Here is a 22210-nt window from a genome sequence, read left to right as displayed (position 1 = left end):
GCCGCGCGCATAGTCGGGGCGGGGGGACCTGTCAACAGCGGTGACTGCGGTCCGAGCCCGAAACCGCGCTGGTCTATCGTGAGCGACGTGCAGCAGGTATGGCCAGGATCCAGTTATCCCCTCGGGGCCACTTACGACGGTAATGGGACGAACTTCGCCCTGTTCAGTGAAGGAGCGGAACGCGTAGAGCTCTGCCTCTTCGAAGAAGACGGAACGGAGACGCGCTTCGATCTCGTGGACGCCGATGCGTTCGTGTGGCATGGCTACCTTCCCAACATCCAGCCCGGGCAGCGGTACGGCTACCGCGTGCACGGGGAGTACGAGCCGAAGAGCGGTAAGCGCTACAACGCGAGCAAGCTGCTTCTCGACCCGTACGCCAAGGCCGTCGAGGGGCAGATCGACTGGGGTCAGCCGGTCTTCAGCTACGAGTTCGGCGACCCCGACTCGTTCAATGACGAGGACTCCGCCGCGCACATGATGAAGGGCGTGGTCGTGAACCCGTTCTTCGACTGGGCGGGCGACCGACAGCCGAAGATCCCCTACGCCGAGAGCTTCATCTACGAGGCCCACGTGAAGGGCCTCACCCAGCTGCACCCCGACGTGCCCGAGGAGCTGCGCGGCACCTACGCCGGCATCGCCCACCCCGCCGTCATCGACCACCTGCGCAAGCTCGGCATCACCGCCATCGAGCTCATGCCGGTGCACCAGTTCGTCAACGACTCCACTCTCGAAGAGAAGGGGCTGTCGAACTACTGGGGCTACAACACCATCGCGTTCCTCGCCCCCCAGAACACGTACTCCTCGACCGGTGACCACGGTCAGCAGGTGCAGGAGTTCAAGGCCATGGTGAAGGCTCTGCACGCCGCCGGCATCGAGGTCATCCTCGACGTGGTCTACAACCACACCGCCGAGGGCAACCACATGGGCCCCACGCTCTCGATGCGCGGCATCGACAACGAGGCCTACTACCGCCTCGAAGACGACGACAAGCGCTACTACACCGACTACACCGGCACCGGCAACAGCATGAACGTGGGCAACCCCCACACGTTGCAGCTCATCATGGATTCGCTCCGCTACTGGGTTCTCGAGATGCACGTCGACGGCTTCCGCTTCGACCTGGCATCGACCCTCGCCCGCGAGTTCTACGAGGTGGACAAGCTCGCCACCTTCTTCGAACTCGTGCAGCAGGACCCGATCGTGTCGCAGGTCAAGCTCATCGCGGAGCCGTGGGACGTCGGCCCCGGGGGCTACCAGGTCGGCAACTTCCCGCCCCAGTGGACCGAGTGGAACGGCAAGTACCGCGACACCGTCCGCGACTTCTGGCGCGGCGAGCCCCAGGCTCTGGGCGAGTTCGCCTCGCGCCTGACCGGTTCGGCCGACCTCTACGAGCACTCGGGCCGCTTCCCCGTGGCATCCATCAACTTCGTCACCGCGCACGACGGCTTCACGCTCCGCGACCTCGTGTCGTACAACGACAAGCACAACGACGCCAACGGTGAAGACAACAACGACGGCGAATCGCACAACCGCTCCAGCAATATGGGTGTCGAAGGTCCCACCGACGATGCCGAGGTGCTGAAGCGTCGTGCGCAGCAGCAGCGCAACTTCATCGCGACCCTGCTCCTCAGCCAGGGCGTGCCGATGCTGCTCCACGGCGACGAGCTGGGCCGCACGCAGGGCGGCAACAACAACGGCTACGCGCAGGACAACGAGATCACGTGGGTGGACTGGTCGAACATCGACACCCCTCTCATCGAGTTCACCGCCGCCCTGGCCCGTCTGCGTAAGCAGCACCCCACCTTCCGTCGCAGCCGGTTCTTCGACGGCCGCCCCGTGAAGATGGAGGAGGGCGCTCCCATCCCCGACGTGGTGTGGCTGCGTCCCGACGGCTCACTCATGCAGCCCGAGGACTGGGACAACGGCTTCGGCCTCGCGGTCGGCGTGTTCCTCAACGGCCAGGGGATCCGCGAGCGCGATCGCCGCGGCGAGTCCATCAGCGACGACCACTTCCTCGTGCTCTTCAACGCGGGTGACGACAAGGTCGACTTCCGGCTCCCCGACTTCGAGTACGCCCCCAAGTGGGACGCGTACGTCGACACGGCGGGCGAGCGGGCGAACACCGAGCCGCTCGACCCGGGTGAGACGCTCCCCCTGGAGCCGAAGTCGCTCATGGTGCTGCGCGAGCACCACCTGCCCGAGCCGGAGATCGACCACTCGGTGGCCGCTTCGCTCACGGCGCAGATCCAGGTCGTCGGTACCGACGAGATGCCCGGGCAAGCGCCCAAGCCGGAGCTCTGAGCGACGTGCGGCATCCGCTCTCGACCTACCGCCTGCAGATCCGCGAATCGTTCACCCTCGACCAGGCCGCCGAGGTCACGGACTACCTCCGTGACCTCGGGGTCTCGTGGGCGTACCTGTCGCCGATCCTCGAGGCCACTCCGGGCTCGGACCACGGCTACGACGTCGTCGACGTCACACGGGTCGACCCCGCGCGGGGCGGCTCCGAAGGTCTCGATCGCTTCGCCGCCGCGGCGCGCGCCGAGGGACTCGGCATCCTGATCGACATCGTGCCCAACCACATGGGCGTCTCGGAACCACGCACGAACGCGTGGTGGTGGGACGTGCTCCGCCAGGGCCGCGCCTCGGCGCACGCTTCCGCGTTCGACATCGACTGGGAGTTCGGCGGCGGCAAGGTCCGCGTGCCGGTGCTCGGCGATCACCTCGACGCCGTCATCGACGACATCTCCTACGACCCGAAGCCGGCCGCAGACGCCCCCGACGGACTCATCCGCTACTTCGACCACGTCTTCCCGGTCGCGCCGGGAACGGGCTCCGCGGGCGATGACATCCGCGCACTGCTGGACGCGCAGAACTTCGAGCTCCGGTTCTGGCAGGACGAAGCGGCGGACCTGAACTACCGCCGATTCTTCGCCGTCACAACCCTCGCGGGCGTCCGCGTCGAACTGCCGGAGGTGTTCGAGGCCACGCACGCCGAGATCCTGCGGTGGGTTCGCGAGGGCCTCGCCGACGGTCTGCGGGTCGACCACCCCGACGGGCTCGTCGACCCCGGCGGTTACCTCGACCGACTCGCCGCGTCGCTGACCGAGGCGAGCGGGTCCGAGGTGGGCTACGTACTGGGGGAGAAGATCCTCGAACACGGCGAGGCTCTGCCCTCGTGGTGGAAGACCGCCGGCACCACCGGCTACGACGCGCTGGCCGAGATCGACCGCGTGCTCACCGATCCCGCAGGCGAAGCCGCACTCGACGCCCTCGACGCGCGGCTGCGCATGGACAGCGATCTGCCGGCCCTGACCGGCTGGCACGACCTCATCCACGACACCAAGCGCAAGATCGCCGACTCCATCCAGGTGTCGGAGATCCGCCGGATCGTTCGGGGACTTCCCGCGGCGCTCCGCGAGGAGTTCGAGGCCGAGGTGCTGCAGGACGCGCTCGCCGAGATCCTCGCGTGCTTCCCGGTCTACCGCTCCTACCTGCCGGCCGGCCGCGCGCACCTGGATGCCGCGGCGGGCGAGGCCGAGGTGCGCCGACCCGAGTTGGGCGACGTGATCGAGAAGCTCGTGCCGGCCCTTGCCGACACCGGCCTCGAGATCGCCTGGCGCTTCCAGCAGACGACGGGGCCCGTGATGGCGAAGGGCGTCGAAGACACGGCGTTCTACCGGTACACCCGACTCGGCTCGCTCACCGAGGTGGGCGGCGACCCGGGTCAGTTCGCGCTCGATGTCGCCGGCTTCCACGCCGCGCAGGCCGCCCGGCATGCGTCGTGGCCGCTCGCGATGACGACCCTGTCGACGCACGACACCAAGCGCGGTGAGGACACGCGCGCTCGCATCGCGGTGCTGGCCGAGATGCCCGAGCGGTGGGCGGCGCGCCTGGAGCAGTTCCAGAGCATCGCCTCGACCGGTCACGGCCCCTTCGACGCCCTGCTGTGGCAGGCGATCATCGGGGCGTGGCCCGCTTCGGCATCCACTCCCGAGGGGCTGAAGGTGTACCGCGAGCGTCTGCACGCGTACGCCGAGAAGGCCGCACGCGAGGCGAGCGAGGTCACGGGCTGGTGGGAGCAGGACGAGGCGTTCGAAGAGCGCATGCACGCGGTCGTCGACGCGGCGACCGGCCCCGCCGCCGAGCGCGTCCGTGCGTTCGTCGACGAGATCTCGGCCGCGGGCTGGTCGAACGGCCTCTCGGCGAAGCTTCTGCAGATCCTCGGCGCCGGTGTACCCGACGTCTACCAGGGCTCGGAGCTGTGGGAGCAGTCGCTCGTCGACCCCGACAACCGCCGAGCAGTCGACTTCGCCGAGCGGCGCCGTCTGCTCGCCGAGATCGACGCCCCGGGGGCGACCCCGCCGGTGGTGGATGCCACGGGCGCGGCCAAGCTGCTCGTGACCTCCCGGGCGCTGCGGGTGCGCCGCGATCACCCCCTCGACGTTTACCGGGCCCTCGAGGCGGCGGGAGTGGCATCCGATCACGTGGTCGCCTTCGACCGCGGCGGGGTGTCGGCTGTGTCGACGCGTCTGCCGTGGGGTCTGGCCGAGCGCGGCGGGTGGCGCGACACCGTGCTGCTGCTGCCCGAGACGCCGGTCACCGACGTCCTCACCGGCCGCACGTACCCCGGCGGTCCGACCGCAATGTCCGACCTGCTGTCGACATACCCCGTGGCCCTGCTGGTCTCGTAACCCTGCGCGCGGCGGGGTGCCCGCCCCGCCGCGCGACGACAACCTCACGCGTGAAGGAAGAACCCACATGAGCATCGACGTCTGGGCGCCCAAGGCGAAGCGGGTGCGGCTGCGCCGACTCGACGACAGCGGTGACACGGTCATCGAGGACGTCGAGATGGCATCCGCGACCGACGGATGGTGGACGGCCCCCGTCGACCTCGCCGACGGGGAGCGCTACGGCTTCGTACTCGGCGACGGCGACGATCTGCGCCCCGACCCGCGCTCGCGGCGTCAGCCCGGTGGCGTGCACGAGGCGTCGGCGTGGTTCGACCCCTCGGTGTACTCCTGGAACGACACGGCGTGGACGGGCAAGCAGCTCGCCGGCGGGCTGATCTACGAGCTGCACCTGGGAACGTTCACCCCCGAGGGGACCCTGGACGCCGCGGTCGACCGCCTCGACCACCTCGTCGACCTCGGCGTGACCCACGTCGAGCTGCTGCCGGTCAACGGCTTCAACGGCACCTGGAACTGGGGCTACGACGGGGTGCTCTGGTACACCGTGCACGAGGCCTACGGTGGCCCCGAGGCCTACCAGCGGTTCGTCGACGCGGCGCACGCGGCGGGCCTCGCCGTCATCCAGGACGTCGTGTACAACCACCTCGGCCCCTCGGGAAACTACCTGCCGGAGTTCGGCGAGTACCTGCGCGAGGGCAGCCGCAACACCTGGGGCGACTCGGTCAACCTCGACGAGGACGCGGTGCGCGCCTACATCGTCGAGAACGCCCTGATGTGGATGAGCGACTATCACGTCGATGGACTGCGTCTGGATGCCGTGCACGCGCTGCTCGACCACCGTCCGGTGCACGTGCTGCAGGAGCTCGCCGAGCGCACCGATGCCCTGTCGGCCCACCGCGGAGTGCCGCTCACCACCATCGCCGAGAGCGACATGAACGACCCGAAGCTGATCCTCCCGCGCGAGGCCGGCGGGTACGGCCTCACCGCGCAGTGGTCGGATGACTGGCACCACACCGCGCACGTGGCGTTGACCGGCGAGACCATCGGCTACTACGAGGACTTCGCCGACATCGAGGCGTTCCGCAAGGTCAGCGAGGGCGGCTTCTTCCACGACGGGACGTATTCGACGTTCCGCGAGGAGAAGCACGGCAAACCCATTCCGGATGCCGTGCCGAACTGGCGCCTGGTGACCTTCGCGCAGGACCACGACCAGATCGGCAACCGCGCCGCCGGCGACCGGCTCTCGCAGTCGCTCGACTACGACCGTCTCGCCGCAGCCGCGGTCTTGACCCTCACGGCGCCGGGCACGCCGATGCTGTTCATGGGCGAGGAGTGGGGAGCGACCACCCCCTGGCAGTTCTTCACCTCGCACCCCGAGCCCGAGCTCGGAAAGGCCACGGCCGAGGGCCGAATCGCCGAGTTCGAGAAGATGGGCTGGGACGAATCGACCGTTCCCGACCCGCAGGATCCCTCGACGTTCGAGAATTCGAAGCTCGACTGGGACGAGGTGGGCGAGGGCGATCACGCGCAGCTGCTGGGGCTCTACCGCGAGCTCGCGAAGCTCCGCCGCGAGCGCCCCGAGCTCACCGACCCGTCCCGCGAGGGACTGTCGGCCGAGGCGCGTGAGGCCCGGGGCGGACGCGTCTACGAGCTCCGCCGCCGCGACCTCCTCGTCGTGGTGAACCTGTCGGATGCCGAGGCGACGGCATCCGTCGTCTCCGGCGCCCGGGTGCTGCTGGCAACGGCGGAGGGCGTCGTGCTCGACGCCACATCGCTGACGGTTCCCGCGGGGGCGAGCGCGATCGTCGGTCCGACGCTCTGATACACCTTCGACGGCCCCGTCCCCTTTCGGGCGGGGCCGTCTGCCGTGCGGGCGCGGCGGGGCTTCGGGTTCTCAGACGGAGGATCAGCACGGCCCGGGCGAAGCGGCCCCGCCGATGACCTGCGCCCCTTCTCCGGAATCGCTCCGTGAACACGTCCTCGTTCCGTGATAGGAATCACGCCATGTCGCACACCGCTGTCGTCCCCGAGACCGCCCCGGCGGTGCACCTCCGCGCCGGCGGTACGAGCGTCGTCGTCGACCTCACCGCGCACCCGGCCCCGGCGATCATCCACTGGGGCCCCGACCTCGGAGCGCTCGGGGCCGATGTGCTGTCGTCGATGGTGATCGCGGCGCGTCCGCAGCGCGTATCCGGGGGCATCGACCAGACCCCCCGACTCACGATCGTCCCGACCGCCGCGGCGGGGTGGCCCGGTGCTCCCGGCTTCGAGGGCGGACGCGGCGGTGTCGTGCAGGGGACGGTGTTCACCCTGGCATCCGTCGATGCCGACGCTCACACCCTCGTGCTGCACCTCTTCGATCGCGAACGTGCACTGCGCCTGCGCGTCGACCTGCGGGTCGCGGCGTCGGGCCTGTTCTCGCAGACGCTCACCGTCGTCAACGACGGCGCCGACGACGTCGTGATCGCGGCGCTGCAGCCCACCTTCCCGCTGCCGTGGGAGGCGACCGAGATCCTCGACACGACCGGCAGACACCTGCGCGAGCGTTCCGCTCAGCGTCACGCGTTCACGTTCGGCACCCACCTGCGCGAGAGTCGGCGGGGTCGCCCCGGCGCCGATGCGACACTGCTGCTGGCCGCGGGTCGCCCCGGCTTCGGGTTCGAGGTGGGGCTGGTGTACGGCATCCACGTCGCCTGGAGCGGCAACCAGCGCGTGTTCGCCGAGCGGTTGCCACTGGGGGAGGCGCTGCTGGCGGGCGGTGAGCTCGCCGCGTGGGGCGAGATCGTGCTCGCCCCGGGCGAGGAGACGTCGTCGCCGACGGTCTACGGCTCGTGGGGTGACGGCCTCGACGACCTCGCCGCGCGTTTCCACGACACCTGGCGCGCACGTCCGCAGCACCCCACCCGCCCGCGCCCGATCACGCTGAATACATGGGAGGCGGTCTACTTCGACCACCGCCTGCCGAAGCTCACCGCGCTCGCCGACGTGGCCGCGGAGATCGGCGTCGAGCGGTTCGTGCTCGACGACGGCTGGTTCCGTCACCGCCGCGACGACACCGCGGGCCTGGGGGACTGGTACGTCGACGAGGACGTGTGGCCCGAAGGGCTGAGCCCGCTCGTCGACCACGTGACGGGTCTCGGCATGGAGTTCGGGCTGTGGTTCGAGCCCGAGATGGTCAACCCCGACAGCGATGTCGCCCGCGCCCACCCCGAGTGGATCCTGCGCGGACGCGAGGAGCTGCCGCCCCCGGCCCGCCAGCAGCAGGTGCTGAACCTCGCGCACCCCGACGCGTACGCGTTCATCCTCGAGCGCATGAGCGAAGTGCTGCGGACGTACCCGATCGCGTACGTGAAGTGGGACCACAATCGCGACCTCGTGGATGCCGCGACCGGGCCCGGCGGCGGCTCGGCCGTGCACGCCCACACGCTCGCGGTGTATCGGCTCCTCGATGAGCTCAAGACCGCCTTCCCGGGGCTCGAGATCGAGAGCTGCGCCTCGGGCGGAGCGCGGGTCGACCTCGGCATCCTGGACCGCACCGACCGCATCTGGACGAGCGACTGCCTCGACCCCGTCGAGCGGCTCGAGAACCAGCGTCACACCGCGTTGGTCGTGCCGCCCGAGATGATGGGCATGCACCTGACCACCCCGCACGTCCACTCCACCGGTCGCACGATCCCGCTCGCGTTCAGCGGCGCCGTGGCCCTGTTCGGGCATTTCGGCATCGAGTGGGATCTCACCACGCTCGACGAGCGCGACCGCGCCCTCGTGGGTGAGTGGGTCGCCCTCGCCCGCCGCGTGCGGCCCCTGGTGGCGACGGGACGCGTCGTCAACGCCGACGTCATCGACCCCGGTCTCGACGTGCGCGGCGTCGTCGCGGCCGGTCGCGAGCACGCCTTCTTCACCATCGCTCAGACCCAGACCCTCATCTCCTCGCCCGCCGGCCGCGTGCGCCTCCCGGGCCTCGACCCCGATCGCGAGTACCGGGTGCGCCTGATCACCCCGGGCGGGATGGTGCAGGAGCCCGCGCAGTCGCCGCTGGCGTGGGCGCACCAGGACACCGTGCTGACCGGGCGGCAGCTGGCCGTGACGGGCATCCGGCCGCCCGTGCAGAATCCGCAGCGCGCCGTGGTGGTGGAACTGACGACGGCGAGCTGACGCGATCGATCGATGAGGCGGAGATCGCGGAGAGTCCCGCGATGCCCCGCGCGTGCGCACCCGCAGGCGGCACGCCCGCTGCCACGGCATCCGGAGTCTTCACGCCCCGGACGCCGAAGGACGAAGGACTCCGGCTCCTGCGCCGGGGTCGTCGGGCTGTCAGTCGACGCTGGGGCGGATGAGACGCAACAGGCTCACGATCGCTGGCGGTACCAGCACGACGACGGCCACGACGATCGCGGTGACGCCGATCGGCGTGCTCTGGGGTTCGCCGCCGAAGCGTTCGACGGCCAGCCAGCCGAGGCCCCACGCGAGGGCGAGCGCGGGCGTGACGCGCCACGAGCTGCGCCACGCGATCGCGAGTCCGATGAGGGCGACCACGATCAGCACGGCGATGCCGATGGCACTCGCCGCGTCTTCCCAGTTGGGCGGGACGACGGTGGTGAGGTAAGCCGCGGTGTTCGCCACGGTGGCCAGCGTGACCCACCCGAGGTGAAGGCCGGTGACGCCGTCGATGAGAACGGAGTCGACCACGCCGCCACGCGGCTCGCGGGTGGCCACGGCGACCTTGAAGGTCCAGCCCAGGGCGGCGAGAAGCAGCACGATCACCACGACCGTGAGGAAAAGGGTGCCGAAGCGGGCGGCGACGAGCCAGAGGCCGTTGAGCGTCATCGTGAGCGCGATGAGCCACCCGAGTGCGCGCTGGCGCGGATTCGTCCGCTGGCCGGGGAGCGCCTGCCAGACGCTGTACGCGATGAGGCCGAGGTAGATGACCGACCAGATCGAGAACGCAGGACCGGCGGGGGCGAGGTAGGAGCCGTCGGTGTCGAGGGCGCCACCCTGCTGGTCTTGGACGGCGGAGTTGCCGAAGGCCCCCGCTCCGATGACGGCCGCGATGAGCATGAACGACAGCGCGGACAGGACGACGATCTGGCGCGCGAGGTCGGAACCCCGCCAGGTGCGTGAAGCGTTCATACCGAGAACACTAGAAAAGCTAGGTAAATGTGCGCGGTGGGCTTGACATCCTGCTGCGCGCGAGGGTGACGTGCTCGGTGCGCGCGCCGTCCCGCGGGTTCGGGCGCGACACGCCCCCCGCGGGCAGGGGTCGGGGCGGCGCGCCGTGCGCGAAATCTGCGCGACGGCGCTCGCCGCGGGATCAGGCGGCGACGACGCGAGCCGCGAACGAGCGCAGCAGACGGGTCGGCTGTTCGACCGACGCGGTGCGCACGTGCGCCGAGACCTCGTCGAACGCGTCGGCGTCGAAGTACCCCGCGTCGCGATACACGCGCATGCGGGCGACGAACGCGTCGGTGGTCGGCTCGGGATGGAACTGCGTGGCCCACAGCCCCGCGCCGGCGCGGTAGGCCTGCACCGGGCACGCGTCGTTCTCGGCGAGAAGGGTCGCACCGGGCGGCACGCTGTCGGCGCCCTCCTTGTGCGCGGTGAGTGCCTCGAAACGAGGACTCAGGATGCCGAACAGCTCGTCGCCGCGCCCCGCCTCGGTCAGCACGATGTCGGCGGGGCCGGTGTCTTCGGGGTGCTGCAGCGTCACCGTTCCGCCCAGCAGGCGAGTGACGACGCCGATTCCGAAGCAGGTGAAGAGGACGTTGCTCCGGCCCTCGATGGCTGTCGCCGCGAGGCGCTCGAGGTCGCGTTCGAGGCGGCGCTGCTCGTCGGTCTTGTCGGGGTCGGTGACGTTGAAGGGGCTTCCACCCACCACGACGGCGGCGAAGCGATCGAGGTCGGCGGGCAAGGGCTCGCGAACGAGGTCGTGGTGCACCAGGTCGGCGTCGCCAACCCCCAGCCCATCGCGGAATGAGGCCCATTCGGCTACGGCCGCAGCACGCTGCGGACGGGCGCAGACGTAGAGCAGGGAGGCGGTCACCAGGAGATTTTATGCGGCGAGGACCCCGCGCGGGGTGGGGGTGGAAACGCGGCGAAACGTTGGCGCGGCGGTGAGCGGGCAGTGTGGACGCTTACGCATAAATGCGATCCGTGCGCGGAAACACGTTGGGAGAGCGTTTATGCGCACGAATCGCGTTTATGCGTGAGCCGGCCGACGGGGTCTCGCCCTGCGCGGGGCGGCGGGCGGCCCGAGCGCTGACGCGGCGGGCCGTCCGTCCGTGGAGGCCGCGGTCGGAAGGGCGCCTCAGCGCGACGAGCGGGCGGTGCGTCCGCGCACGATGCCGACGAAGGCCTCGACGTCGGGCGTGGTGCGATCGCGCAGCCAGGCGAGGGCGACGCGGGACACCGGCCCGTCGCGCAGCACGCGGTATTCGACGTCGCGGCGCCGATTGGCCCGCGCCAGAGACATCGGCACGATGACCACGCCCACTCCGGCGGCCACCGTCGCGATCGCCTCTGCGGTGTCGGCCGGCGCCGTGAACGCGGGCGAGACGGCATCCGGGACATTGATGCCCAGCACATCGTCGGCGGGGACGATCACGACCTCCCCGGCGAGGTCGGCGAGCTCGATCTCGTCGCCGGCGGTGAGATCGGCGTCGGCCGACATCACCACCACGGGCTGCTCGTCGTAGAGGGGGATGAGGTGAAGATCGTCGGGTGCATCGATGGGAAGCCGCACGAGGGCGGCGTCGACGTCGTCGAACACCGTCCGTTGGTCGGCGACGTCGATTTCGCGGAGGACGAGCGTCACGTGCGGCATCCGCTCGCGCCACAGGCCGATCCACTTGCCGGGGGTCGCGCCCGGGACCGCGCCCAGCACGAAGTCGCGCGGTTCCTCGCGGGGAGGCGGCTCCGGCCTGTCGCGCTTCGGCGTCTTCGCGCGAGCGGGGGAGGGGGAAGGGGGCCTTCCGCCCCCGGTGCGACGGGGTCCCCCGGAGCGCCCTCGAGACCCGCCGCCGTTCGCCATGGTTCCAGGCTAGCCGCGGGGGTAGCGTCGAGGCATGATCGGCACTCTCGCGCTCGTTTTCGCGGGGCTCGCGGCCCTGCTGCACGTCTACATCTTCGTGCTCGAGAGCGTGCGGTGGACGAAGCCTGCGACGTGGCGGGTGTTCGGCATCGCCGACCAGCAGACTGCCGACGCCACCAAGCCCATGGCTTACAACCAGGGGTTCTACAACCTGTTCCTCGCGATCGGCGCCGCGGTCGGCGTCGTGCTGTGGATCGTGCAGGGCACGGGCGACGTCACCGGGCGCACGCTGTTGATCTTCTCGCTCGGGTCCATGGTGGCCGCCGCCCTCGTGCTGATCACGTCGGGGCGTGAATACTTGCGGCCCGCGAGCATCCAAGGGACGTTTCCGCTCATCGGACTGGTGCTGACGATCGTCGCCTGACCGCCCCGGGTACGAACAAACCCGCACGCTCCGAAGAGTCGTGCGGGTCGTGATTTCGCGTGTCCAGTGGCGTCAGGCTGCCAGGCGCAGCCCCCGCTGGTCGGTGGCGACCGCTTCGCCGTCGTTGATGATCTCGTCGTCGCCGATGAGCGAACCGACCGCGATGCGCGCGTTGTGGCCGACCTGGGTCCGGACGCCGATGTGGGCGCCCGCACCGATGACGGCGCCGGCGCAGATGTGCGCGTGCGGTTCGATGTGGGCCTCCGGTCCGATCACGGCGTCGGATTCGATCCAGGCGCCACGGCCGACCCGAACACCCGCGGCGATCTGCACGCCGGGTTCGACGTAGGCGCCGTTCTCGACCAGCGCCGACGGGTGGACTTTCGCGCCGTGCGCGACGAGACCGCGACCGTTGACGTGCTTGCGGTAACGCAGCGTCTCGCCATGGTCGTTCTCGATGTCGATGTAGTTCTTTCCCACGATCCCCTCCGGTCGGTCATCGGGTCTGCCGACATGTATGACAACTGGTCGGAAGTACCCTTCATTCCCTCGAATGGTTCTTCGTCGCCCCTACCGGTATCGGTTTTCTCGATGTCGAGAGACCTGCCGCTGTGGTGTCGTCCCCCTTGTTCTCGCATGTCGGGAGTGAAGGCGCGGGCGGGTTGACACGCGGGCCTGGAGGAGTCGACCGCGTCGATGCGGGGGCGTCGGGCCGGCGGAGCGGCCGGGCCGGGCGTCGATGCGGGGACGTCGGGCCGGGCGGGCGCGGCCGGGCCGGCCGAGGCGGGGCCGGTCGAAGGGATGCCGTCGCTCCGGCTTGGCGCACTCCCCCATCGGCGCGCCCATGACGTGCGCGTCGCGCCGCTCAACCGGGCTGGCAGGTGGGGCACCAGTAGACGTTGCGCTCGCTCGTCGCCGACGCCCCCAGGCTCGTCGCGCGGATCGGCGTGCCGCAGCGACGGCACGGTGCGCCTTCGCGGCCGTAGACCCAGAAGCGCCGCCCGGGGCGGGTGTCGCCGGTGAAGGTGCGTTCAGGCCGCGGGAGGTTGGCGCGGATCATGCGCTCGCCGAGGGCGATCGTCGCCCGCACATCGATCTCGGTTGCGGGCGTCGTGGGCGCGATCCCGCGCACGAACAGCAGCTCGTTCGCGTAGACGTTGCCGAAGCCCGCGACGTTGCGCTGGTCGAGGAGCGCCACGTGGGCGGCGCGTTCGTCGGCGGCCACGCGGCGGACGGCCTCGGCTTCATCCCAATCGTCGGCGAGGAGATCGGGGCCGAGGTGGCCGATCACCGTGTGCTCATCGACGGTGCGCAGCACCTCCACCATGGCGAGGTCGAAGCCGACGGCGTCGAAACCCGCGACGCCCACGATCGCGCGGGCCTTGAACGCTTGGCGTCGCCAGCGTTCGCCGGGGCGGTACACGTCCCAACGCCCCTCCATCTTCAGGTGCGAGTGCAGCGTGTAGCCGCCGATCCGGTGCAGCAGGTGCTTGCCGCGCGCCGCGACCTCGTGCACCGTCTCGCCGCGCAGGTCGGCGGTGGCGCTGCCGGGGACGCGTATGTCGAAGCGGGTGACGACCTTGCCCGCCAGGGCCGCGGTCAGCTTCGCCGCGGCCCGATAGACGGTGTCGCCCTCAGGCATGCGTGGCCTTCGGGCGCGGCGCGATCCGGAAGTCGGCGCGTCGGTGTGCCGGCCGCGGAGCGGCGGCGACGTCGGCGCGTCCACCTCCCTGCCGCGGAGCGTCCGGGACCGGTGCCGTCGTCTCGCTGTTCCGGAACATCGCGTCACGCACGCGCGGCCTCCCGCAGGGTGTCGCCGGCGGTGAGTTTGCGCAGCGTCAGGCCCTTGGGCGATTCGACGAACCCGGCCTCGCGGAGCGCACGGCCGACCGCGGTGCCGTAGACGAACTCTCCGTTGACCTGCTCGACGGTGAGCGTCTCGAGGCGTCGCTTCTTCGCCGTCTCGGCGAGGTGGCGCGCGGCGGCGAGCAGGGGGGCGTCGGCGTCGGTGAAGGCGAGGGCGCTGCGGCCCCCGCGTTCCAGGTACAGCGTCAGCTCGCCGTCGACCAGCACCACCAGCCCGCCGGCCTTGCGGCCCGGACGGTGGGTGACGCCCTCGATGGCGGGCCACCCGAGGGCGGCACCGTACGGGTTCGCGGGATCGGTCGCGGCGAGGGTGACCGTTCGCAGGGGAGGGGGATCGGCCACGGCGGCGAACTCGCGGAGTCGGTCGACGGTGGCGGAGGCGGCGAACTGCGCCGCACCGAGCTTCTCGATGACGTAGCCGCGACGACAGTGCCCCGCCTCTTCGAACCCGGCGAGGATGCGGTACACCTGCGCGAAGCCGCCCGGCACGCCCTCGGACTGCACGGCGCCGCGGGTGACGACGCCGTACCGGTCGAGCAGAAGGCTCGCCGTCGCCGTCGCCCGGGCCGCGGCATCCGGTTCGCGCTCGGGGAGGAGCGACCAGCGGCCGCCCAGGGTGGGCGGGCGGGGAGCCGACGTCGCGCGCGGCATCGTCGCGCCCCGATACATGCGGGCGCGGGGGGCGCGGCGGGCCACGCGATGCGATTGTCCGCCACCGCTGAGAAGCGTGCGCACGGGCGCGAACGTGTCGTTCGTGACCCGCCCTGCCCAGGTCAGCGCCCACAGGGCGTCGTTGACCGACTGCTCGTTGTCGGCGCCCGCCAGCTGCTTCAGCTGCGAGGCGAAGTAGGCACCTCCTCCGGCCAACGCGGTGAGCAACCGCGCTTCCACTGAGTCCGGTGCGGGGTCGTCGGCGTCGGAGGGATCTTGCAGCGTGAAGGGCGCGGCTTCGGCCGGGTGCAGCGCGATCCACCCGTCACGGCCGGGCAGGGTGCCGTGACCCGACCAGACGACCTCGCCCGTCGCGGTCAATTCGTCGAGGAGGGCGGGGGAGTAGTCGGTGACGCGCGACGGCAGGATGAGCGATTCCCACGCGCTCGCCGGGATGGGTACGCCCGCGAGCTGCTCGATCACCGCGAGCACCCCGTCGATGCCCTCGAGCGGGCGGCCGAGATGCTGCCAGACCGGGAGGAAGCGCGCGTAGGCGGCAGGGGGCACCGGCTCGACGCTGCCGCGGATCGCCGCGAGCGAGCGCATGCGCAGGCGCCGGAGCACCTCGACGTCGCACCACTCGGTGTCGTCGCCGCGGCTGCCCCCCGACGCCTCCGGCAGGAAGAAGCCGCTCGCCAGACGCCCCTGCGACTCGAGTCGTTGCAGGGTGAGGCGGGCGACGGCGATCCCGACGCCCAGGCGCTCGGCCACCGCGTCGGTCGTGAAGGGAGCATGGGTGCGGGCGAATCGCGCGACGAGATCGCCGAGGGGGTCGGCGAGGGGTTCGAGGAAGGCGTTCGGGATGCCGACCGGCAGGGCCGCGCCGAGGGCGTCGCGAAGACGCCCGGCGTCTTCGATCCCGGCGACCCGCGGCACGCCGCCAAAGGTGACGCGGATGGCGCGACGGTCGTCGACGAGGGTGGCGAGGTGCTGCTCCGCCTCGTCGAGGGCGTCGGATTCAGCGTCGAGGCGCGCGGCGACCTCGGTGGCATCGAGCGGACCGAGGATGCGCAGCAGGTCGGCTATGCCCTCCACGCCTCGGGCGCGGCGGTCGGGGTCGAGGCGCTGGGCCTCGCGTTCGAACTGGGCGATGACCTCGGGGTCGAGGAGCTCCCGCATCTCGACCTTGCCGAGCAGTTCGCTGAGCAGCGCCGGATCGACCGAGAGGGCCGCGGCCCGGCGCTCGGCGAGGGGGGAGTCGCCCTCGTACATGAACGCACCGACGTAGCCGAAGAGCAGGTCGCGGGCGTACGGCGAGGGCTGCGACGTCGTGATCTCGACGAGGCGGATGCGGCGCTCGCCGATCTGGCGCGTCACGCGCAGCAGCGCGGGGAGGTCGTAGACGTCTTGCAGCACCTCGCGCAGCGTTTCAAGGATGATCGGGAAGGCAGGATGGCGCTTGGCGACCTCGAGCAGCTGGGCCGATCGTTGGCGCTGCTGCCAGAGGGGTGAGCGACGGTTGGGGTTCAGCCGCGGCAGCAGCAGCGCCCGCGCGGCGCACTCGCGGAACCGGGAGGCGAACAGCGCCGAGCCCCCGACCTCGTCGGTGACGATCTGCTCGAGCTCCTCGGGTTCGAACACGAAGAGATCGGCCCCGGGCGGCTCGGCCGCGGCATCCGGAACCCGGGCGATGATGCCGTCGTCGCTCGCGACGGCGGCGCCCTCGACGCCGAGGCGCTCACGGATGCGTGCGTTGACCGCCAGCGCCCACGGCGCGTGCACCTGCATGCCGTAGGGCGAGTGCAGGATGATGCGCCAGTCGCCGACCTCGTCGCGGCTGCGTTCGACCGTGAGACTGCGGTCGGTCGGCAGCGTGCCGGTGGCCTCGCGCTGTTCGGCGAGGTATGACAGCAGGTTGGTGATGGCGTAATCGTCGAGACCGGACTCGCGCAGGCGCTCCTCGGCCTTCGCCCGTTCGGCGCCGGCGACGTCGCGTGAGAACTTACCGAGGGCCTCGCCCAGTTCGGCGGGTCGCCCGATGCCGTCGCCGTGCCAGAAGGGCAGCTTGCCGGGTTGGCCGAAGGCGGGCAGCACGTTGACCCGATCGTGGGTGATCTCGACGATGCGCCAGCTGGTCGTGCCGAGCGTGAAGACGTCGTTGACGCGCGACTCGTAGACCATCTCTTCGTCGAGCTCGCCGACCCGCGCGTTCTGCGATTCTCCCGCCACGAACACCCCGAAGAGACCGCGGTCGGGGATGGTGCCGCCGCTGGTGACGGCGACGCGCTGTGCGCCCGGGCGCCCGGTGAGCGTTCCCGCGTCGCGGTCCCATATGAGGCGGGGACGCAGCTCGGCGAACTCGTCGGAGGGATACCGCCCGGCGAGCAGGTCGAGGGTGGCCTCGTACGCCGAGCGGGGGAGCGAACGGAAGGGCGCACTGCGCTTGACCGTCTCGAACCACTCCTCGACGTCGATGGAACCCAGGGCCGACGCGGCCACCGTCTGCTGCGCGAGGATGTCGAGCGGGTTCTGCGGCACCGAGATGGCCTCGATACGCCCCGCGAGCATGCGCTCGGTGACGACGGCGGTGTGCAGCACGTCGCTGCGGTGCTTGGGGAAGAGGGCCGCACGGCTCACCTCTCCGACCTGGTGGCCGGCGCGGCCGACGCGCTGGAGCCCGGATGCGGCGCTCGGCGGCGCCTCGACCTGGATGACGAGGTCGACCGAGCCCATGTCGATGCCGAGCTCGAGGCTGCTCGTCGCCACGACGCAGCGCAGGACCCCCGATTTGAGCTCGTCTTCGACCTGGGCGCGCTGCTCTTTCGACACCGATCCGTGGTGGGCCTTCGCCAGGATCGCGGGGACGCCCGCGGTGGAACCCGCCTGCGCCATGGTGGCAGCCGGGACCGTGGGTTCGGGCACGTCGATGCCCTGCCGCTCGGCGTAGATCTCGTTCAACCGCCCGGTGAGACGCTCGGCGAGACGGCGCGAGTTGGAGAACACGATCGTGGAGCGTCGCTGGAGGATCCGGTCGACGATCGCCTCTTCGACGTGCGGCCAGACGGAGCCGGCCATCTCGGTGCTTTCCGGACGTTCCGAGAACCATTCGCCATCGGCCGCTTCGTCGGGCGCGGGGGAGCCCGGCGGCGGGGGCGGGTTCAGCATGTCCTCGATCGGCACGACGACCGAGAGGTCGAAGGCCTTCGTCGCTTTGGGGGCCACGATGTCGACGGGCTGCGCGCCACCCAGGAAGCGCGCCACCTCGTCGATGGGTCGCACGGTCGCCGAGAGGCCGATGCGCTGCGCGGGCTTGTCGAGCAGGGCGTCGAGCCGCTCGAGGCTCACCGCCAGGTGGGCGCCCCGCTTGGTCGCGGCGACCGCGTGCACCTCGTCGATGATGACGGTGTGGACGCCGCGGAGGGTCTCGGCTGCCTGGCTGGTCAGCATGAGGTAGAGCGACTCGGGCGTCGTGATGAGGATGTCGGGCGGAGCGGTGACGAGCTTGCGCCGATCGCTCGAACTCGTGTCGCCGGAGCGCACGCCCACCGTCACCCCAGGTACCTCGATGCCGAGGCGCCGAGCCGATTGACCGATGCCGACCAGGGGGGAGCGGAGGTTGCGTTCGACGTCGACACCGAGCGCCTTCAGCGGCGAGATGTAGAGCACGCGCGTGTTCGTGGGAGTTGCTTTCGGTGCTTTCGGCGCCGAGCGCCTCGCACGCCGGACGGGCTCTGCGTCGACGACCTCGGGCGACTTCTCGCGGAAGATGCGGTCGATCGCGAAGAGGAACGCCGAGAGCGTCTTGCCCGAGCCGGTGGGCGCGACGACCAGAGCGTTGCGTCCTGACGACACGGACTCCCACGCGCCCTTCTGCGCATTGGTGGGAGCGGCGAAGGCGCCACGGAACCAGTCCTGCGTCGCAGGACCGAATCTCTCCAACACGTCGGCCATGCCGACATCCTCTCTCGGACCTCCGACATCGGGTCGGGGTTGACGTTCGCCGGTCGCGGAACGGCTCCCCCCGGCGGCGGAGCGCGGGTCCTCCGGTGGGCGGAGGGGGCGACGGGGGCTGCTGAGGTCACCGCCCGCTCTCCCGCAGTCGTCCCTCCGCGAGCTCGAGGCGGAGGTCGAGGTCGAGCCGCGCGAGGAACGCGTCGTCGTGGCTCACCACCACAACGGCTCCCCGGTATGCCCGCACCGCCGCGACGAGCTGGTCGACGGTGTCGAGGTCGAGGTTGTTCGTCGGTTCGTCGAGGACGAGCAGCTGCGGCGGCGGATCCGCCAACAGCACCCGCGCCAGCGCCACGCGGAATCGTTCCCCGCCCGAGAGGGTGCCCACGCGTCGGCTGACGGCGTCACCCCTCACGAGGAACCGCGCGAGCCTGTCGCGCAGCTGCGCCACCGGCACGGTCGGCGCCGCTGCAGCGACGTCGTCGAGCACGGATGCCCCGTCGTCGAGGCCGTCCAGACGCTGCGGCAGATACCCGATGCGCTCCACGCTCGCCATCGCGCGGACGGATGCCGAGTCCTCACCACCGCCGTGCACGAGCCGCTCGAGCAGCGTCGTCTTCCCGCTGCCGTTGCGCCCCTCCAATGCCACGCGCTCGCGTCCGGTCACGATCCACTCCCGGTCCGCATCCCCGATCGAGAAGATGCGGCGGCCGGGGGAGTTCTGCGGATCGGGGAGGTCGATGCGAACCACGTCGTCGTCGCGCACCCGCGCCGCGGCGATGGCGAGCGCCGCCCGAGCGGCATCCTCCTTCCCGCGCATCTCGGTGCGCAGGCGCCCGGCGCTCACCTGTGCCGCGCTCGCGCGGAGGCCCGCGGCGATGCCGGGCACTCGCTTCTCGGCCTGCGCCGTGCGGGCCGTGCGCGAACGGGTGGCGAGCTTGTCCTGCGCCTCGATGCGATCCCGGCGCTCGCGTCGGAGCGCCTGCGTCGCGTCGCGCTCGACGCGCAGCGCGGCATCCTGCTCCCCATCGCGGTGGGCGCGCCACGCGCTGTACGGGCCGCCGACCACGCTCAGGGTGTGGCCGTACAGCTCGGCCGTGGCATCCATCTGCTCGAGAAGCTGCACGTCATGGCTCACCACGACCACGGCGCCGGACCATCGACGCAGAAGGTCGGTGACGCGGGCGCGGGCGTCTCGATCGAGGTCGTTCGTCGGCTCGTCGAGCAGGGTGACCGCCGCTCCGGCTTCTCGGATGCCGAGAAGCGCCACGAGCACGGCCTCGCCTCCCGAGAGCTCGCCGACCGTACGGTCGAGGAACCCGGGAGGGAGGCCCGCCTCGGCGAGCAACGCGTGAGCGCGGGCTTCGACGCCCCAATCGTCGCCGACCGCGTCGAAGTGACGAGGGTCGACGTCGCCCGATTCGATGGCGCGCACGGCGCCGAGGGCCCTCTCGACGCCCAGGAGCGAGACGACGGGGCGGTACGGGTCAGCGGCGAGCCGCTGCGGCAGCATCGCGACCTGGCCGGACGCGGTGACCGTGCCCGAAGTGGGACGGAGGTACCCCGCCGCGACCCGCAGCAGCGTGGACTTTCCGGTGCCGTTACGGCCGACGAGACCGGTGCGACCGGGGCCGAAGGCGCCGGACACATCGTCGAGGGCGACGGTGCCGTCGGGCCACACGAGGCGGACACGGTCGAGGACGAGAGACGGGGAAAGGGATGACACGACGAACTCCGGGGACGCAGGATGCGCGGACACCGGACCCGTCCGCGTCAGCGGAGGGCGGCCGAGAAGACGGCGGGTCGACGGGTCAGCGCGCGGACAGGGGCGCGGAAGCGTCGACGTTCTTCACCGGAGGAGACCTCGTTCTCGGGGACAGGGCTGCCCACGATAATCGAACGGCGGACGTTTCGGTACCCCTCCGGCCCCGCCTCGTCGGTGCAGAGAGGCGCCCCGAGGCACGTCCATGGCCCGCTGGACGACGACTGCTCGTCCGTCCCGGCTCCGTCCCACCCCCGGCTGGATGCCGTCCTCAGCCCGCGGTCGATTCGTCGCTCTCGGCCAGCCGCGCATCGAGGAACGTCCGGACGTCGTCGAGCTCGTCTTGCGAGATCGAGTGCGTCAACCCGGGGTACACCCGCCCGCTCAGTTGGCTGTGCACCGGCAGCCACTGCGCTGTGAGGGCGACCAACGCCTGCGGGATGACGTCGTCGGCGGCGCCGCGCCCCCAGAACACCGGGGGGCGTCGCTCGGCGAGGACGGCGTCGCCCGGCAGCTCGCCGCCCGCGGCGTACCCGGCGAGGACGACCGCGAACGACACCGCGTCGGGTGCCGCGCGCAGGGTCTGCAGCGCCACCGCGCCGCCCTGCGAGAAGCCCAGCAGACCCACGGGCACGTCGCCCACGGCATCGCGGATCCAGGCGAGTACCGCGCGCGCAGCGACGGAAACGGCCGCGGGATCACGGCCGTCGAGTCCCTCGATCGGATACCACGAAGCCCCGGGCATGGGCCAGGGCGGTGCCAGCGGAGCGCGCACGCTCGCCATGACGAAGGTGTCGGGCAGGTACGGCACGAGGCCGAAGAGATCGTGCTCGTCGGAGCCGTAGCCGTGCAAGAGCACCAGCACGGGCCTGTCGCCGCGCTCGTCGACGGGCACCGACCAGCGCACGACGGCGGGATCGAGTGAGGGATGCGCGCTCATGCGGCCATTGTGGCAAAACCCTCCGACATCGCCGCCCGGCGCGGGTGGAGCCGCTCGGGGCGGACGGGAGGAGATTCCGGGAACGGAGGATGTTTCGCCGGGTACTCCGCCCTCCGCTGCCCGAATCCCCTCCCGTCCACGGCGACGGCGAAGCCCGCGGGCGCCGAGACGGGCTTGGCTGAACGGGTCTTCGCGCGCGGGACACGCGGCATCCGGCACCGACGGTTGATATACAGGGGGTATGCCCGTGCGAACCCCCGACCCCGAACCCGGTGACAACGGCGACGAGCGCGAACCGCTCGGCGCCTCTTTCTCGGGCGCGTCCGCGAACCCCAACGCCAACCCGGGCTGGCTCAGCGAGGTCGAGTTGGCCGAGGCGCGGCGCCGCCTGCCGATGATCTACGTCGAGGCACTGCCCGTGCGCACCGACGGGATGGGGGCGGTGACGCAGGTCGGCATCCTGCTGCGCGCGACGCCGCTGGGCGAGATGACCCGCACCCTCGTGTCAGGCCGCGTGCGCTATGGCGAGACCGTGCGCGACGCGCTCTTCCGCCACCTCGAGAACGATCTCGGACCCATGGCGTTCCCGCTCCTGCCGCCGTCTCCGACGCCGCTCACCGTCGCCGAGTACTTCCCTCTCCCCGGGATGACCGCGTTCCACGACGATCGTCAGCACGCCGTCTCGCTCGTCTACGTGGTGCCGGTCACCGGCACCTGCGAGCCCCGCCAGGACGCACTCGAGGTCACCTGGCTGTCGCCGCAGGAAGCGGCCTCCGACGCCCTCTCCGACGAGATGGAGGGCGGTCGCGGGACGCTCATCCGCCTCGCCCTCGCCTCGGTGGGCGCCCTGCGCTGAAACGGGGGCCATTGCCGGTGTCGGTGGCCCTGCCTAGGGTCG

Annotated in this window: 14 protein-coding genes; 6 read left to right on the top strand and 8 right to left on the bottom strand. The window is 71.1% G+C overall.

Annotated elements, in window-relative coordinates:
* Window positions 1-78 precede the first annotated feature (78 nt).
* The 4 genes from glgX to ASF76_RS14985 all read left to right on the top strand — a co-directional run bounded on the left by glgX (window position 79) and on the right by ASF76_RS14985 (window position 8846).
* Complete coding sequence (gene glgX / locus ASF76_RS15000) at window positions 79-2301, top strand: glycogen debranching protein GlgX (RefSeq protein ID WP_235561323.1); 2223 nt, start codon at window positions 79-81, stop codon at window positions 2299-2301.
* A 5-nt stretch (window positions 2302-2306) separates the two neighbouring features.
* Complete coding sequence (gene treY / locus ASF76_RS14995; protein WP_055959427.1) at window positions 2307-4694, top strand: malto-oligosyltrehalose synthase; 2388 nt, start codon at window positions 2307-2309, stop codon at window positions 4692-4694.
* A 67-nt stretch (window positions 4695-4761) separates the two neighbouring features.
* Window positions 4762-6513 carry a malto-oligosyltrehalose trehalohydrolase gene (gene treZ / locus ASF76_RS14990; protein WP_055959425.1) on the top strand — a complete coding sequence of 584 codons (1752 nt, stop codon included), beginning with the start codon at window positions 4762-4764 and terminating at the stop codon, window positions 6511-6513.
* A gap of 182 nt (window positions 6514-6695) precedes the next feature.
* Window positions 6696-8846, top strand: coding sequence for an alpha-galactosidase (locus ASF76_RS14985; protein ID WP_055959423.1), 2151 nt, complete (start codon window positions 6696-6698; stop codon window positions 8844-8846).
* Between the two features lie 159 nt (window positions 8847-9005).
* On the opposite strand, the gene ASF76_RS14980 is transcribed toward ASF76_RS14985, so the two are convergent.
* The 3 genes from ASF76_RS14980 to ASF76_RS14970 form a co-directional block, all read right to left on the bottom strand.
* The gene (locus tag ASF76_RS14980) at window positions 9006-9821 is read right to left on the bottom strand and encodes a tryptophan-rich sensory protein (protein ID WP_055959421.1); all 816 of its coding nucleotides are present in this window, start codon (window positions 9819-9821) and stop codon (window positions 9006-9008) included.
* Window positions 9822-10002: 181 nt separating this feature from the next.
* The gene (locus ASF76_RS14975; RefSeq protein ID WP_055959419.1) at window positions 10003-10731 is read right to left on the bottom strand and encodes a glutamine amidotransferase-related protein; all 729 of its coding nucleotides are present in this window, start codon (window positions 10729-10731) and stop codon (window positions 10003-10005) included.
* A 264-nt stretch (window positions 10732-10995) separates the two neighbouring features.
* Window positions 10996-11571, bottom strand: coding sequence for a LysR substrate-binding domain-containing protein (locus tag ASF76_RS14970; protein ID WP_235561322.1), 576 nt, complete (start codon window positions 11569-11571; stop codon window positions 10996-10998).
* A 181-nt stretch (window positions 11572-11752) separates the two neighbouring features.
* Between ASF76_RS14970 and ASF76_RS14965 the strand changes: the two genes are divergently transcribed.
* Complete coding sequence (locus ASF76_RS14965) at window positions 11753-12142, top strand: DUF1304 domain-containing protein (RefSeq protein ID WP_055959415.1); 390 nt, start codon at window positions 11753-11755, stop codon at window positions 12140-12142.
* A gap of 72 nt (window positions 12143-12214) precedes the next feature.
* On the opposite strand, the gene ASF76_RS14960 is transcribed toward ASF76_RS14965, so the two are convergent.
* From ASF76_RS14960 to ASF76_RS14940, 5 genes are all read right to left on the bottom strand, one after another.
* Complete coding sequence (locus ASF76_RS14960) at window positions 12215-12622, bottom strand: transferase (protein ID WP_055959412.1); 408 nt, start codon at window positions 12620-12622, stop codon at window positions 12215-12217.
* Window positions 12623-13007: 385 nt separating this feature from the next.
* The gene (locus tag ASF76_RS14955; protein ID WP_055959410.1) at window positions 13008-13784 is read right to left on the bottom strand and encodes a DNA-formamidopyrimidine glycosylase family protein; all 777 of its coding nucleotides are present in this window, start codon (window positions 13782-13784) and stop codon (window positions 13008-13010) included.
* 143 nt (window positions 13785-13927) lie between these two features.
* Window positions 13928-18610 (bottom strand): ATP-dependent helicase, encoded by a 4683-nt coding sequence (locus ASF76_RS14950; RefSeq protein ID WP_055959407.1) that lies wholly within the window; start codon window positions 18608-18610, stop codon window positions 13928-13930.
* Between the two features lie 127 nt (window positions 18611-18737).
* Complete coding sequence (locus tag ASF76_RS14945) at window positions 18738-20336, bottom strand: ATP-binding cassette domain-containing protein (RefSeq protein WP_055960205.1); 1599 nt, start codon at window positions 20334-20336, stop codon at window positions 18738-18740.
* A gap of 307 nt (window positions 20337-20643) precedes the next feature.
* Window positions 20644-21312: an alpha/beta hydrolase gene (locus ASF76_RS14940; RefSeq protein ID WP_055959404.1), complete on the bottom strand. Its 669-nt coding sequence runs from the start codon at window positions 21310-21312 to the stop codon at window positions 20644-20646.
* 241 nt (window positions 21313-21553) lie between these two features.
* On the opposite strand from ASF76_RS14940, the gene ASF76_RS14935 reads away from it, so the two are divergent.
* Entirely contained in the window at window positions 21554-22168 is a 615-nt protein-coding gene (locus ASF76_RS14935; protein WP_055959402.1) for a DUF4916 domain-containing protein, read from the top strand.
* The last annotated feature ends 42 nt before the right edge of the window (window positions 22169-22210 follow it).

The sequence above is a fragment of the Microbacterium sp. Leaf151 genome, assembly GCF_001424225.1.
Lineage (GTDB): Bacteria > Actinomycetota > Actinomycetes > Actinomycetales > Microbacteriaceae > Microbacterium.
This window is presented reverse-complemented; position numbering and strand designations above follow the sequence as displayed.

Bases quoted from the DNA above. Each gene is read 5' to 3' on its own strand.
- ASF76_RS14935 (WP_055959402.1), top strand. From the start codon at position 21,554: ATGCCCGTGCGAACCCCCGACCCCGAACCCGGTGACAACGGCGACGAG.
- ASF76_RS14940 (WP_055959404.1), bottom strand. From the start codon at position 21,312: ATGAGCGCGCATCCCTCACTCGATCCCGCCGTCGTGCGCTGGTCGGTG.
- treZ (WP_055959425.1), top strand. From the start codon at position 4,762: ATGAGCATCGACGTCTGGGCGCCCAAGGCGAAGCGGGTGCGGCTGCGC.
- ASF76_RS14950 (WP_055959407.1), bottom strand. From the start codon at position 18,610: ATGGCCGACGTGTTGGAGAGATTCGGTCCTGCGACGCAGGACTGGTTC.
- ASF76_RS14965 (WP_055959415.1), top strand. From the start codon at position 11,753: ATGATCGGCACTCTCGCGCTCGTTTTCGCGGGGCTCGCGGCCCTGCTG.
- ASF76_RS14980 (WP_055959421.1), bottom strand. From the start codon at position 9,821: ATGAACGCTTCACGCACCTGGCGGGGTTCCGACCTCGCGCGCCAGATC.
- ASF76_RS14985 (WP_055959423.1), top strand. From the start codon at position 6,696: ATGTCGCACACCGCTGTCGTCCCCGAGACCGCCCCGGCGGTGCACCTC.
- ASF76_RS14955 (WP_055959410.1), bottom strand. From the start codon at position 13,784: ATGCCTGAGGGCGACACCGTCTATCGGGCCGCGGCGAAGCTGACCGCG.